The sequence below is a fragment of the Odoribacter sp. Z80 genome, from assembly GCF_009935865.1.
GTDB lineage: Bacteria > Bacteroidota > Bacteroidia > Bacteroidales > Marinifilaceae > Odoribacter.
This window is the reverse complement of sequence record NZ_QWEL01000003.1, coordinates 177,576-191,833: the sequence shown is the minus strand read 5'-3', so window position 1 is coordinate 191,833 and position 14,258 is coordinate 177,576. Positions and strand designations below refer to the sequence as shown.

General features: G+C 43.5%; 10 protein-coding genes. 2 read left to right on the top strand and 8 right to left on the bottom strand.

Annotated features, from left to right (window positions below; translation table 11 throughout):
- Nucleotides 1-12: 12 nt before the first annotated feature.
- Together D1136_RS04350 and topA are read right to left on the bottom strand one after the other, a co-directional pair.
- The gene (locus D1136_RS04350) at nucleotides 13-2,136 is read right to left on the bottom strand and encodes a peptidylprolyl isomerase (RefSeq protein ID WP_161876405.1); all 2,124 of its coding nucleotides are present in this window, start codon (nucleotides 2,134-2,136) and stop codon (nucleotides 13-15) included.
- A gap of 101 nt (nucleotides 2,137-2,237) precedes the next feature.
- Nucleotides 2,238-4,589: a type I DNA topoisomerase gene (topA, locus tag D1136_RS04345; RefSeq protein ID WP_161876404.1), complete on the bottom strand. Its 2,352-nt coding sequence runs from the start codon at nucleotides 4,587-4,589 to the stop codon at nucleotides 2,238-2,240.
- Between the two features lie 240 nt (nucleotides 4,590-4,829).
- On the opposite strand from topA, the gene D1136_RS04340 reads away from it, so the two are divergent.
- Both D1136_RS04340 and D1136_RS04335 read left to right on the top strand, forming a co-directional pair.
- Nucleotides 4,830-5,450, top strand: coding sequence for a hypothetical protein (locus tag D1136_RS04340; RefSeq protein ID WP_161876403.1), 621 nt, complete (start codon nucleotides 4,830-4,832; stop codon nucleotides 5,448-5,450).
- 11 nt (nucleotides 5,451-5,461) lie between these two features.
- The gene (locus D1136_RS04335; protein WP_161876402.1) at nucleotides 5,462-6,151 is read left to right on the top strand and encodes a hypothetical protein; all 690 of its coding nucleotides are present in this window, start codon (nucleotides 5,462-5,464) and stop codon (nucleotides 6,149-6,151) included.
- A gap of 6 nt (nucleotides 6,152-6,157) precedes the next feature.
- Here D1136_RS04335 and D1136_RS04330 read toward each other — a convergent pair whose 3' ends face one another.
- The 6 genes from D1136_RS04330 to D1136_RS04305 form a co-directional block, all read right to left on the bottom strand.
- Nucleotides 6,158-6,823, bottom strand: a complete 666-nt coding sequence (locus tag D1136_RS04330; protein ID WP_161876401.1) for a lipoprotein signal peptidase — start codon at nucleotides 6,821-6,823, stop codon at nucleotides 6,158-6,160.
- 36 nt (nucleotides 6,824-6,859) lie between these two features.
- A complete protein-coding gene (locus D1136_RS04325) occupies nucleotides 6,860-7,240 on the bottom strand; it encodes a TraR/DksA C4-type zinc finger protein (protein ID WP_161876400.1) in 381 nt (126 codons plus the stop codon).
- 124 nt (nucleotides 7,241-7,364) lie between these two features.
- Nucleotides 7,365-10,799 (bottom strand): isoleucine--tRNA ligase, encoded by a 3,435-nt coding sequence (gene ileS, locus D1136_RS04320; protein ID WP_161876399.1) that lies wholly within the window; start codon nucleotides 10,797-10,799, stop codon nucleotides 7,365-7,367.
- Between the two features lie 81 nt (nucleotides 10,800-10,880).
- Nucleotides 10,881-12,371, bottom strand: coding sequence for an NAD(P)/FAD-dependent oxidoreductase (locus tag D1136_RS04315; protein WP_161876398.1), 1,491 nt, complete (start codon nucleotides 12,369-12,371; stop codon nucleotides 10,881-10,883).
- The gene (locus D1136_RS04310) at nucleotides 12,361-12,801 is read right to left on the bottom strand and encodes a GtrA family protein (RefSeq protein ID WP_161876397.1); all 441 of its coding nucleotides are present in this window, start codon (nucleotides 12,799-12,801) and stop codon (nucleotides 12,361-12,363) included. Before D1136_RS04310 ends, D1136_RS04315 begins: the two co-directional genes overlap by 11 nt.
- Nucleotides 12,776-14,254: a hypothetical protein gene (locus D1136_RS04305; protein ID WP_161876396.1), complete on the bottom strand. Its 1,479-nt coding sequence runs from the start codon at nucleotides 14,252-14,254 to the stop codon at nucleotides 12,776-12,778. The genes D1136_RS04310 and D1136_RS04305 overlap by 26 nt, the downstream gene beginning before the upstream one ends.
- Nucleotides 14,255-14,258: the final 4 nt, after the last annotated feature.

Below are 14,258 nucleotides of genomic sequence, written 5' to 3'. Positions count from 1 at the left end.
CTTTTGTGGCTGTTAATAGAACTTATACCTTTGGTCTTTTACTGCTCCGTTTTTCAGGATAGCCTGCAGGGCCTGGTAATTTGACCGGTAGTTGTTTGCCTGTTGCATGGCATTTTTAGCTTGCATAAGCATTTCAGGAGTAATTTCATCAGAAGAGATGCTATTGACAACTACTAAATATACTCCTTGGTTTCCGGCAATCGGGGCAGAAATCTCTCCTTCCGGTAAAGTTACTGCCGCTGCTATTACCTTAGGTTCTATACCTGCTCCGGGGATTTGGAAAGTATTAAAACTGATATCGTTGGCTTCTTTTACTTCTGTCCCCGTTTTCTGAGCTATGGAAAGAAGGCTTTCGCTGCTGCTTTTGGCCGCATTTAATTCTTTCTCCAACAATTCGGCTTTCTTTTTCTGAATCAGAATTTGTTTAATTCTTCCGGCTACTTTTGAAAGCGGGGAAATACCCTCCTCGTCTATTTCAGTCAGTATGGCTACAGTATAAGTATTTCCATTTTCAAAAATGATGGAACCGTCCTTCGTGTACACCATTCCCGGCTCTTCGGTCAGGTAAATCTGGCGGATCATATCCCGTGCATTGGTCATCCCTGCAATGGTTTTCTCATTCTTGTCCACGGTTGCCAGACGTTTGATAAGATTTGATTCCTCTACCTGTTTGTTAAAGTCATCCGGACTTGCAATATTACTTGCAAAAGTACGTGCATTGTTGTAAATGGCATTTGTTGTCTTGGTAGAAGGAATAATTTCTTTTTCTATGGTAGCTATTTGAATCTTTTCTACGGGTTTAGCCCGGTCAGTAACCTGAACTACGTGTGCCCCGAATTGAGTCAAAACCACTTTGATTTCATTTTTCTGTGCGAAGAAAACGGTATCACTGAATGGTTGTACCATTGTTTTCTGGTCGAACCAACCCAGGTCTCCGCCGTTGATTGCAGAATTCTGGTCCGCTGAGTTTTCCCTCGCTATTTGTTCAAAGTTTGCTCCCTTGCGTAATAAATTGGCCAGACTGTCGGCTACTTTTAAAGCTTCAGGGTAGTTGTTGTTTTGCGGGGCAATCAGGATGTGACGGGCTCTTACGGAATCCGGCAACATTCTGGTCTGTGCAATCCGGGAAATTTTGTAAGCATTGTTTTCCATGTAAGGTCCAAATACTCCGGATTGATGGCTGAACAGAAAGTCGGCCAGACTGTCATTGGCAATTTCTGATTTCTTGTAATAATTCTGGTCCGCTTTTTGGTCGGAAGTCAGATTAACAAAATCAATGGGGTCGCTTGCTTCCGTAAATTCCTCCACCAATTCTTCCACTGCTGCTTTCGTTTCAGTGAAATCTTCCCCCGAAGGTTCAATATCGAAATTTACATAAGCAATTCTTCTGGCTTCGGTTTGCGGAAATCTTTGCTGATATTTGTTGTAATAATCTTTAATCTCGCTGTTGCTCACCTGAATGGTTGAGTCATCAATCGTGCTGTAATTTTTAACAATATAACTGATGTCCGTTTTAGTAGCATTTCCTGCGACATTTTCTTCTGCCTGTACATCTGTGGTAAACAATGATTTGGCCAGAAGAGCATTGTATTTTTCACTTTTCCGGTTTTCTCCGGCTTCTTTTTCCATGTTTAACCACACTGCTTTGTCACGGGAATATCCCGGAGTCTCAATGATATTCCTGATAGTCATACGGGCACGGTCGATATCCATTACGCCAGTGTTCGGGTCGGTGAATTGCTGGCGGATAAACGGACTTATGTTTTCTCCGAGCAAAATGTCATACAACTCTTCATTTCCAACTGTCAATCCCAGCGCTTCATATTCCTGGTTCAACAGTTTTTCCATAATCATTTTTTGCCAGGTATTGTTTCTGAGCATAGTTTGCTGCTCTTCGTTAAGAGCAGACAATCCGTTCATCATTTTTACCAATTCTTCGTTTTTGGCAACCTCATTTTGGTAATCCATAATGGAAATGTCTTCTCCTGCAATTTGACCAATCTGGTTCTTTTCATTTCCTAATATTTGAGAGCCTGAACTTAATGCATCTCCTACGATAAATGCCAGCAGGGATACTCCGATAACAATACTGACAAGTAATCCGCCGCGATCTCTGATTGTTTGTAATGTTGCCATTTATATGAAATATTTAACGTTTTTAACTTAGTTAAGTCATTTTGAGGCTACGAAGATAGACAAAAGTGTAGTGTTGTGCAAATATTTTGCCTTCTTCTTGTTTATGAGGAAGCTGATGAACCTTTACTTTTCCTGGCAGTCGTTTTCCCTTTTTTCCCGGTGGTGTTTTTCCCGGCTTTTTTCTTGCTGCCTTCTTTTTCTATCAACTCCATGCATTTTTCCAGAGTCAGTTCTTCCGCCTTTTGTGTTTTGGGAATTTTATAGTTGGTTTTATTGTATGAAATATAGGGTCCGAACCGGCCGTTTAACACTTGTACTCCGTTGTCAAAGGCTTTAATCAGACGATTGCGGTCAGCTTCCCGCTTTTCCTCAATCCGTTGAATGGCTGTTTCCAACGTGATGGTGCCGGGATCATCTTCTCCTTTTTTCAGCGATACATATACATTATTGTGTTTGATATAAGGACCGAAGCGTCCGATTCCGATTGCAACCTCATGGTCTTCGTATTGCCCCAGTTTGCGTGGAAACTTAAATAAAGTCAAGGCTTCTTCCAGGGTGATGGTTTCCATAAGCTGGCCTTTTTGCAAACCGGCATACCTTACTTTTTCGCCTTCACCGATTTGAGCCATCGGACCGAATCGTCCGATACGCACGCTGACGGTTTCTCCTGTGGCAGGGTCAGTCCCCAATATGCGTTGTCCGCTGTTTCGTTCAGAATTTTTTAGTGTAGTTTCCACCGTTTCATGGAAAGGAGAATAGAACTCACCGATCATTTTCTGCCATTCTACGGAACCCTCTGCAATGTGGTCCAATGATTCTTCTGCTTGGGCGGTGAAATTATAATCCATGATATTTTTGAAATGCTCGGACAGGAAGTCCGTGACGACCATACCCATATCCGAGGGGAAGAGTTTTTTCTTCTCTGCGCCGAAAATCTTCCGGATGGCTTTTGTTTTAATCTCGTTCCCTTTTAATTCGGTTTGTTCCACATTCCGGACAACGCCGTCCCGCGATTCCCGGATGATATAACCCCGGTTCTGAATAGTAGTGATGGTCGGAGCATATGTAGAAGGACGCCCGATACCCAAAGCTTCCATTTTTTTCACCAGACTGGCTTCCGTGTAGCGGGGCGGGTGTTGGGTGTATTGTTCCGAAGCGGTGATGTGAATCCGGTTCAGGAAATCATTTTTGTTTAAAGCCGGTAATAAATCGTTGTGTTCGTCTTCGGTTTCGTCATCGTGTGATTCCATGTATACTTTCAGGAAACCGTCGAAAATAATAACCTCTCCGGTTGCGGTAAATGGAATGGAATGATTGGACAGATGAATGGTGATATTGGTTTTTTCCAGTTCGGCCTCTGCCATTTGAGAAGCTAAAGTCCGTTTATAAATCAAGTCGTATAATTGCTTCTCGTTGTGGTCGCCTTCAATTTCCGGTTTATTCATATACGTGGGCCGAATGGCTTCGTGAGCTTCTTGTGCCCCTTTGGTTTTGGTGGCAAAATTGCGGGGTTTGGAATATTTCTCGCCCAATGTCTCACAAATGACGGCTTTAGCACTTCGGATGGCCAGATCGGAAAGATTGACTGAATCGGTACGCATATAAGTAATCAATCCGTGTTCGTAAAGCTTCTGAGCGACGGACATGGTTTGCGATACTGAAAAGCCTAATTTCCGGGAAGCTTCCTGTTGCAAAGTGGAAGTCGTGAACGGTGGTGCCGGTTTCCGGATGGAGGGTTTGGTTTCTACACTTCCGACTTGAAACGTTGCTTCTTTGCACGCCTGCAAATAAGCTTGTGTGGTTTCTTGATTGGAAAACCGTTCCTGCACTTCAGCTTTCAACTGGGCTTTGTCGGTCGTTTCAAAAATTCCGGTGACGCGGTAGTACGGCTGTTCCTTGAAAGCATTGATTTCCCTTTCGCGTTCTACAATCAGTTTGACTGCAACGGATTGTACCCGACCGGCAGAAAGCGAAGGTTTCACCTTTTTCCACAACACCGGTGACATTTCAAACCCGACCAGCCGGTCCAATACCCGGCGGGCTTGCTGTGCGTCCACTAAATTTTTGTCAATGTTTCTGGGATTTTGTATGGCATGCAGAATAGCATCTTTGGTGATTTCGTGGAATACGATACGTTTGGTATTCTCCGGTTTTAATTTCAACACTTCAAACAGATGCCATGCTATGGCCTCTCCTTCACGGTCTTCATCGGAAGCCAGCCATACGGTCTTGGCTTCTTTTGCTAATGCTTTCAGCTCTTTGACAACTGTTTTCTTGTCGGAAGAGATTTCATATTTGGGCTGAAAATGATGTGCTATGTCTACTCCTAAATCCTTTTTCTCCAAATCGCGGATGTGGCCGAAACTCGACTTTACGGTATAGCCATTCCCTAAAAATTTCTCAATGGTCTTGGCTTTTGCCGGAGACTCCACTATCACTAAATTCTCAATCATATACTTTCAAAATAGCAGGTACATTACATACCGAAGTTAACGTTTTGAAATCGGCTACAAACCTACGAAAAAAAATTAAAATCCCAGCATTTTTCGTTTTATCGTAACGGAATAAAATGTGGGCGGAGGCATCTTGGAATGAGGAGGGACTGAAAACGGAAGAGATGTAAAAATATTTTGATATATAGTTAGTTAATTTATTTTATTTACTATATTTTTACCACAAAAAATCAGATGGGTGTGAAATTGTTTTTAATATGCGTGTTGGGCTTGGGCTGCTTTTTGGGGCAGGCTGCCGTTCCGGTGGAGGGCATTGTTTATTTCAAGGAAGGGAGCAGTATCGGATTTTCGGGGAATGACCGTGTCTATATTCCCAAAAGGGGCAGAGATGTCAAAGTGTTTCGGAATCTTTTTACCAGGGATAAACAGAAAGAGATTTATCCGATAGAGGGGATTGATTCGATAGTTTGTTGGCATCCGCGGACACCTGAGCACCGGAGGAAATTCATTCCGGCAGAAAGCATCGGTTGGTGTTGGCTCTATTTTTCTACGCCGCATATCTGTGCTTATGTTTATTCCGGACGGGGATATGGCATTGCTTCTAATGGCGGAATCCAGGTTTATCAGCGGAAACGCATTTTCGGTCGTTCTCAGGTGGTTTATTATCTGCGGAAATCGGGTGATACCGCCTATTATTCACTTGGGAGAGTGAAGTCGCGGACGGGAAATGCTTTTCGAGAACGAATTTGCCGTTATGTGGCTGACGATGCGGCCTTGTGTGCTCGTATCCGCAATTCCGATACATGGCGTGATAAAACAGTACTGATGTTGCGGGATTATCACATTGGAAATCAACCTTAAAACATATAATTATGAAATCTTTTTTAGTGATATTAATTTTGTGTATGTGTGTGCGGCAGGTGGATGCACAAAAAGTGAAAGACCAGGAATTTCGTCACGTGGTGGTGACATTGACGTCGGGTGAAAAAGTGGAGGGTTATGTGAAAAGGGGATGGCATGCCGAGGCCTCCAATTTCAAAAAAAGCAATTACTCGTTTAAGATGACTGCGACGCCGGAAGACAAGGAAGTGTTGAAATATACTGCGGATGAAGTTATTAGTATAGATTATACGGAAAAGACAGAGAATGCCCCCGACGGTATCCGTTGGGAATCACGGGAACTGGCATCGCCCTCCATTTCCAATCGTTACCGCACGATGCGTCGTCTCGTATGTTTGCAAAAAGCAGGAGAACATGCTTCCGTATACTGGTGGAAGGACTGGGATGTTACACCGACCCAGAAGGGCGTTCAGCGGCGTTTGGTCACTTATTGGGGACTTCGTTTCCACGATGAAGGTGAAGAAGGAGAAATTGTCTACTCCACGTTATTGGTCAATAGTGTCTTATTGAAGGATAAGAAACCCGGATTGAAAGAATTCAGTAAAAACTGGTTTAAGGGGAAAGAGGGGAAAGCCCGCAAAAAAGAGGCCAAACAAGATGGTGATGCTACCTGGATGTTGGATATGTATGAGGCTTATCTGGCAGAGAATGCCAAACAGTAAGGGGGTTCAGGTGTTGCGTTGCTCGCTGTTTCCCCGGGTAGGGTCTGCTTCGGGGATAACCTCTTTTTTATCCGAAAAAAAATGCCTGTAAAACAGAAGTAATAGCAACACTCCGATGGTAATATAAGAATCTGCTAAATTAAAAACCGGTCGGAAAAAGACAAAGTCGTGGCCGCCCCAAAACGGAATCCACGAAGGCAATGCACCTTCCCACAACGGAAAATAAAGCATGTCTACCACCTTCCCGTGTAAAAAAGAAGAGTAACCGCCTCCGGCTGGAAAGAGGGTCGCAATCTGATAATGGCTGTCGCTGAATATCAGACCGTAAAATAAGCTGTCAAAAATATTACCGATAGCTCCGCAAAAAATAAGGGCGAACGAAAATAAAACGCCTGTCGGGGCTTTCTCCCGGAATAATTTGAGAATATACCATCCGATGGCTCCTACCGCTACAATCCGGAATAAACTCAGTATCGTCTTGCCCGTCCGGCCGTCTCCCAATTCCATACCGAAAGCCATTCCGTTGTTTTCGATAAAAAGGATTTTGAACCAGTCTCCGAAAACGGAGAATTCTTCACCCAGCATCATATGGGTTTTAATCCAGATTTTTACGGCTTGGTCCAGGACAAGCAGGACTGCGATAAAAATAACTAATTTTTGACGCACACTCATCTTCACTTGCTTTTTAGAATCTTAACGCCGGAGCGGTTAAGATTCTTTTCCTTCTTTTGCTTCAATACTCAGGGTTGCGTGAGGCACTGCCCGCAGTCTTTCTTTTGAAATCAACTTTCCCGTGGCCCGGCAAATCCCGTAAGTTTTATTCTCAATCCTGACTAATGCGGCCTCCAGATGCGCAATGAATTTGGCTTGTCTTTGGGCCAAACGGCCGGCTTCTTCCTTCGAAAGTACGGATGCCCCTTCTTCCAATACTTTAAACGTGGGGGAAGTATCTGCGATGTCATTCCCGTCACTTCCGGAGATGACTGCTTTCAGCAAATCATAGTCTTTCTTTGCTTTATCAAGTTTCACAAGAATCAATTCCTTAAACTCCTGCAACTCTTCATCCGAATATCTTGTTTTCTCTGCCATAAGCTAATAAGTTTTTGTCTAAGTTAATAAAAAACATTTAGATGATAAAATGGAAAGGCGGAAATTAAAAATTTCTTCCGATTGTCTCTTCATACGAAAGAAGGATAAGATTGTTTTCCTTCTTTCAACTTACTTTTTCAATCTGGATGAAAGTCCGGATTTCGTCAATTTCCACTTCTTTTGCATTCTCATCTTTCCTGTCACTGAGCTCCACTTTTTCAGCCAGCACCTGGCTTGCTATATAAGAGGAAAAATGTTCTACGGCATCATTGATTTCCGGGTGCCGGCCAATCAAAAGCGTAATCTTGTCAGTTACATCAAAGTCACTTTCTTTCCGCAAATTTTGTATCCGGTTGATCAATTCCCTGGCAATGCCTTCTTCTTTCAGTTCCTGCGTTACATTGATATCCAATGCTACGGTCAGGCGGCCTTCATTGGCAACCAACCAGCCCGGAATGTCTTCAGAAAGAATTTCCACATCTTCCAACCCCAATACAATACTTTCTTCTCCGATGTGTAATTCATAACGCCCGTTTTTCTCAAATTCAAAGATATCGCTTTGCTGCATCTCGGCGACCAAAGCAGAAATCTGTTTCATGTATTTACCGTATTTCGGCCCCAAAGTTTTGAAATTGGGTTTGATCCGCTTCACTAATACTCCTGTGGTATCGGTAATATATTCTATTTCCTTGACATTGACCTCGGAAAGGATAATATTTCTTACAGCATCCAATTGTTCTATCATTTGCTCATTCAGGATAGGCACAATGAGCTTGCTTAACGGTTGACGTACGCGCAGTTGCACTTTGCGGCGCAATCCCAAAACCATGGACGATATCTGTTGAGCCAATTCCATACGTTCTTCTAAGGCATTGTCGATTACACGTTCATCTGCCTGCGGGAAATTGGCTAAATGTATGCTGCCTGAATGCCGGCCTGTCACACTGTTCAGGTCTCCGAACAATTTTTCCATATAGAATGGGGCAATCGGAGCAGACAACAAGGCTACGGTTTCTATACATGTATAGAGAGTCTGGTAGGCCGAAATTTTATCTTCAGAGTATTCCCCGCCCCAGTATCTTTTCCGGGAAAGTCTTACATACCAGTTAGACAGGTTCTCAATGACAAAGTCCTGAATTGCCCGGCCTGCCCGGGTCGGTTCATAATTCTCATAGGCCTCGGTGACATTTTTGACCAACGTATTCAGCAGGGAAAGGATCCAGCGGTCAATTTCCGGACGTTTGGCTAAAGGAATTTCGGCTTCTGCATAAGAAAAATGATCCACGTTCGCATACAGTGCGAAAAATCCGTAAGTATTGTATAGGGTGCCGAAAAACTTGCGTTTTACTTCATCAATACCGGCAACATCGAATTTTAAATTATCCCAGGGCTGGGAGTTGGTGATCATATACCAGCGCAAAGGATCTGAGCCGGAATCTTCGATGGTAATGAAAGGGTCTACGGCATTTCCTAAACGCTTGGACATTTTATTGCCTTTCGCATCCAGCACCAGACCGTTGGAAATGATGTTTTTGAAGGCCACGGAATCAAAAGCCATGGTAGCTATGGCGTGTAAGGTAAAAAACCATCCCCGGGTCTGGTCCACGCCTTCGGCTATAAAATCAGCAGGAAAACGCAAATGCTTGTCAATATCATCTGCATGTTCAAAAGGATAATGCAATTGAGCGTAAGGCATAGCGCCTGAATCAAACCACACATCAATCAGGTCTTTCTCCCGGATCATCTTCTGACCTGTCGAAGAAACCAGGATAATATCATCCACATAAGGACGGTGCAGGTCTATCTTGTCGTAATTTTCTTTGGAATAATCCCCCGTTACAAATCCTTCATAAGGGTTCTTTTCCATAAAGCCGGCCCGGATGGATTTTTCAATCTCCTCCATCAATTCGGCGACGGAACCGATACATTTCTGTTCATTCCCGTCTTCGCTAATCCAGATGGGGAGAGGTGTACCCCAGTAACGGGAACGCGAAAGGTTCCAGTCTACCAGGTTTTCCAGCCATTTGCCGAAACGTCCTTCCCCGGTGCTGGCCGGTTTCCAGTTAATGGTTTTATTCAATTCAATCATGCGGTCGCGGACAGCAGTGGTCTTGATGAACCAGGAATCCAGCGGATAGTATAAAACCGGTTTGTCTGTGCGCCAGCAATGCGGATAATTGTGTTCGTGTTTTTCTACTTTGAAAGCCTTGTTTTCCTTTTTCAGCATAACAGAAAGGTCAACATCCAAAGTTGCGTCATTTTCCGTCAGGTTCGGGTCATAGGCATTCTTTACATAACGGCCTGCATATTCTTTGTAAAGCTCTGTGTTCACGTTGTTGCTGACAAATGCAGGGTCTATTTCTTCCAATATGAATAAACGGCCGCGTTTATCCACCATCGGCTGTTTATTTCCGTCTTTATCCACCAGCAACATCGGAGCAATACCGGCTATTTTGGCCACACGGTCATCGTCCGCTCCGAAAGTCGGGGCGATGTGCACAATTCCCGTACCGTCTTCCGTCGTTACATAGTCTCCCGTGATTACCCGGAAAGCATCTCCTTCCGGTTTCATCCAGGGCATTAATTGTTCATAACGGATACCTTCTAATTCCGGACCCTTAAACTCTCCGACTTTTCGGTAAGGAATCAGTTTATCCCCGGCTTTATAATCTTCCAGGGGCATCCCTTCAGCCTTGGGATTGAAATAAGCGTTGAAACGGTCTTTGGCCAGCACTACCGTAACAGGCAGGTAAGTATACGGATTATAGGTCTTAACCACATAATACGTAATGTTCGGACCCACAGCTAAGGCTGTATTGGAAGGTAAAGTCCAGGGAGTGGTCGTCCACGCAAGGAAATAAACGTTGTCTTCTCCGGAAGCAAATAACTTTTCAGACTTTTCGTTGCGAACTACTTTAAATTGGGCGACACAGGTGGTGTCCTTCACATCCCGGTAACACCCCGGCTGGTTTAGTTCGTGGGTACTTAAGCCTGTGCCTGCAGCAGGCGAATAAGGCTGAATGGTATAACCTTTATATAAAAATCCCTTGTTATATAATTTTTTCAACAGAAACCACAAGGTCTCAATATACCGGTTATCATAGGTAATATAAGGATTTTTCATATCTACCCAGTAACCCATTTTTTGAGTCAGGTCTTCCCACTCTTTGGTAAATTTCATCACATCGGCCCGGCATTCTTTATTGTAGTCTGCCACACTGATGGTTTTGCCGATAGCTTCTTTCGTAATGCCTAATTTTTTTTCTACGCCCAACTCCACCGGTAATCCGTGAGTATCCCAACCTGCTTTACGTTCTACCTGGAATCCCTGTAGTGTTTTGTAACGGCAAATAACATCCTTAAGGGTTCTGGCCATGACATGGTGAATCCCCGGCATCCCGTTGGCAGAAGGAGGACCTTCAAAAAAGATAAAGGAAGGATGCCCTTCACGCGTTTTCAAACTCTGTTCGAAGGTCTTGTTGGTTTCCCAGACCTTTAATATTTCTTTATTCACCTGGGAAAGGTCCAGGCCTTTATATTCAGGAAATTTCTTACTCATTAGACAGAAATTTTAGCATGATCGAAGAATAAAATGCAAATATAAGTAAAAATGTTCAGTTATTTTTTATTTCTGAATGTTTTACTTACTTTCATGATAAGCCTCTTCTGTGTTGATAGACCAGATTTCTTTTTTGTCTTTTTGAGGATCTGTCAGGCAATCTACTACGGCGATGGCTGTCAACATAGAATGGTCCTGGTTATTGTATTTATGCATACCGTTTCTCCCCATCAGGTAAAGATTGTCAAAACCGGAAAGATAGTCGATCACCTCCGGTAACTTTTTATAACTGCCAAAATAGGCCGGGTAGGCTTTCGGTACCCGGATTAAATGTGCATCCAGGACGTCTTCCCGTCGGATAATGTCGATACGGCAGAGTTCTTCTATGGCAAAATCAATGAATTTACTGTTTTCCATATTCCACATTTCATCCCCTTCATTGACGAAATACTCTAATCCTATCCAGATTTTATCCGGGTCGGCTACCATGTAAGGACTCCAGTTGTTGAAAATTTGCAGGCGTCCTAATTTTACTTCCCTTTCCTGAATGTAAATCCACGTATCGGGCACCATTTTTTCCTTGAGTTTCAATTTATCCAATAACAGCCCTACGGTCATAAAATCCCGGTAAATCAATCCGTCTGTGATTTTCCGGATATTTTCCGGAACCGGACAATTGAATGACTGGATCAAATCTTTTATCGGCATACTCGAAAGGATATAATCCCCTTCGAGGATGGTTTCGCTGCCGTCAGGCCCGGTGGCTTTTACGCCTTTGACCTGCCGGCCTTCAGTGATAATCTCTTTTACTGTATGGTTAAGCCGGATTTCTCCCCCCCCCTCGGTGATCTGGCGGGCTACTTCTTCCCACAATTGTCCCGGGCCTAATTTCGGATACAGGAATTGTTCAATCAGGGAAGTCTCTGTATCTTTTTGTTCTATCGACCGGTTATGTTTGAAAATACTTTTGAATGCATGCCCGATGGCCTTGCCAACAGAAAGCCCTTTCACTCTCTGGGCTCCCCAGTCGGCGCTGATGGCGTTGCATTCTATGCCCCATACTTTTTCCGTATAATCTTTGAAGAAGGTTTTATAAAGCTCTTTTCCGAAACGGTTGATAAAAAAGTCTTCCAATGATTGTTCCTGTTTCCGGGGAAAAAGGCGGATGGCGATGTAACTGCAACCGATTTTAACCAACCGGACAAAGCCCAGGTTACGGATGGTATTTAATGATAAACTCACCGGATAATTGAAAAAACGGCGTAGAAAGAATATGCGGGACAGCCTTTGCCTGACTAACATGAGTTTCTCTTCCTGCGCCGGAGAATGGTGTTGGTCTTCGACCGGCAGGATGTCTTTCCACCAGCTCATGATGGTATCTGATTTGGAAAAAAAACGGTGCCCTCCCATATCCATCCGGTTGCCTTTGTAGTATTCCGTGCGCGAAATACCGCCCACCATAGAATAAGATTCCAGCACAATGGGATGTATATCACTCCTTTTTAAGAGTTCATAGGCAGAAGTTAATCCTGCAGGGCCACCTCCGATAATAATGGCTGTTTTATTTTTCATGAGCTTTTGTTGTTTTATAGTTATTGAATAAAGCGTATTTTCTGGCAAAAAAATTCCAGAACAAAGTAAATAAAGTGGCCAGCATCTTGGAAAGCAGATAATGGGCCTGGCAAATTTCCGTAAAGAAATACAGGAGTCCGATATTGATAAGAAGACCTATCCCTCCGATAATGGCAAAAATCAGAAACTCCCAGAAGCGGTTTTGTAATATCTTTTCTGTAAATACCCATGTGATACTCAGCAGGTAATTGACGATAAGCCCTGCTAAAAAGGAAATAGTGGCTGATAACAGGTAATAAATATGCCCGTATTCCGTGAGCGCATAAAGCAAACCAAAATCAATCAGGAAAGAACTTCCTCCGACTAAGGCATATCTGAACAATTGGATGAAGATATTATCGGCTTTATTTCTTAATAGTTTCTGGAGCATCCGGTTGTTTTTTTATTGGTAAATGATTCAGCAACAGATAAATGACAAATGATTTTACACTCACCAACGGGAGAAAATACCTTGCCGCAATAGGACTGCCGTAGGTGACGGCTCCGATGTAAGTGATTCCGAATGTCAGCAGAAACCAGAAAATAATTCGCTCATGGCGGCTGAATTTTATTTTTTTAATATGTACCAAGGCTGCTGACAAAAGAATGAAAATAAAAATCCATCCCACTAAATTAATCAGAGGTACATGGGGGGCCGGGATTTTCATAAAGTCCCACCGCGCTGAAATATCCGTATTTTCTGCCAGCCGGTAATAGACGATTTCTTCTTTGAAAATCTCCCGGTAGTTATAATTTGCATATCCCTCGGTCGGAGGATAAAAAGAACACCATAAATTAGGCAGAAAATAATGGCGCAGGTAACTGAACGGGTAGTGCGAAATCAGATAGTTTCCGTATCTTCCGAAATCGTCGCCGGCTTTTACCCAGGTCCTCAGGTAATCCGACTGGTTTTGCTCCATCATGTGGAACAGGTATTGTTTCAGGGGGAGATTCTGACTCCATAAGAAGCTTGCGCTTGGGCCTTGGGCCGTTGTCCGGGCGATTTCCTCCTTCTGGTGCATGACAAACTGATGCAAAACCCGGAGCCTTGCATCCGGGAGTTCGTTAGTTTTCAGATCAATGTGAGGAATGACATGCAGGGCATTATTGGCTGTCTGCCAGCCGGAGAAACCTGTAGAAAACTGGCGCTTCCCGACAGTTGCCTCCATGGAATTGCAGGTTTGGTTATAAAAAACCAGAATGGCAAAAACCGAGAAGAAAACAGGAAGCAGGCTTCTTTTCCTCAGCAACCAGATAAAGAAAGGAAACGACAGGAACGGATAAAAAAATGCAATATAACGGGTATGGAGCAGCCAAAAAAGGAGAAGGGCATGTAAAATGCCGGAGAAGATGGCTGGTCGCATCACGACCCAGATTGCCGTAGTAAGCCAGAAAGTCGTTAAAGTGGCGAACAGCGAATCACTGAGCAGACTGTTCGACATGTAAAAGTAAAAGGGAGAAAAACAGCACAGGCCTATAAAAGTATAATACCATACATTTCGTTTCGGGGGCAGAAAAAAAGAAACCGTCCATATGAAAAAGACGACAGAGGTGAAGTGCAGGATATGTTGACAGATAAAAACGGCATGAATGCTGGATGAAACAGCATGCAACACCTGCAGGAACCAGGAAAAACCGAAAGGACGGTAAACATAAAACAGGTCTCCTATGGCCGCCGCAACATATCCTCCAGAGTCGCTGGCTGTCATGTCAGGGAAAGGATAGCAAATCTTCAGAAAAAAATAACCGGCAATAAAATATCCTAAGATAATTTTTAAGTCTTTCAAAGCTTGGGGTGTTCGGATAAATTTCGCGAATGAAAGGCCGTCCTTCTGTTTTTTCATAGTC

Excerpts from the sequence above, each read along its gene's own strand:
- topA (WP_161876404.1), bottom strand. The coding sequence starts at position 4,589 with ATGATTGAGAATTTAGTGATAGTGGAGTCTCCGGCAAAAGCCAAGACC.
- D1136_RS04325 (WP_161876400.1), bottom strand. The coding sequence starts at position 7,240 with ATGGCAGAGAAAACAAGATATTCGGATGAAGAGTTGCAGGAGTTTAAG.
- D1136_RS04310 (WP_161876397.1), bottom strand. The coding sequence starts at position 12,801 with ATGCTCCAGAAACTATTAAGAAATAAAGCCGATAATATCTTCATCCAA.
- D1136_RS04315 (WP_161876398.1), bottom strand. The coding sequence starts at position 12,371 with ATGAAAAATAAAACAGCCATTATTATCGGAGGTGGCCCTGCAGGATTA.
- D1136_RS04350 (WP_161876405.1), bottom strand. The coding sequence starts at position 2,136 with ATGGCAACATTACAAACAATCAGAGATCGCGGCGGATTACTTGTCAGT.
- D1136_RS04330 (WP_161876401.1), bottom strand. The coding sequence starts at position 6,823 with ATGAGTGTGCGTCAAAAATTAGTTATTTTTATCGCAGTCCTGCTTGTC.
- D1136_RS04335 (WP_161876402.1), top strand. The coding sequence starts at position 5,462 with ATGAAATCTTTTTTAGTGATATTAATTTTGTGTATGTGTGTGCGGCAG.
- ileS (WP_161876399.1), bottom strand. The coding sequence starts at position 10,799 with ATGAGTAAGAAATTTCCTGAATATAAAGGCCTGGACCTTTCCCAGGTG.
- D1136_RS04305 (WP_161876396.1), bottom strand. The coding sequence starts at position 14,254 with ATGAAAAAACAGAAGGACGGCCTTTCATTCGCGAAATTTATCCGAACA.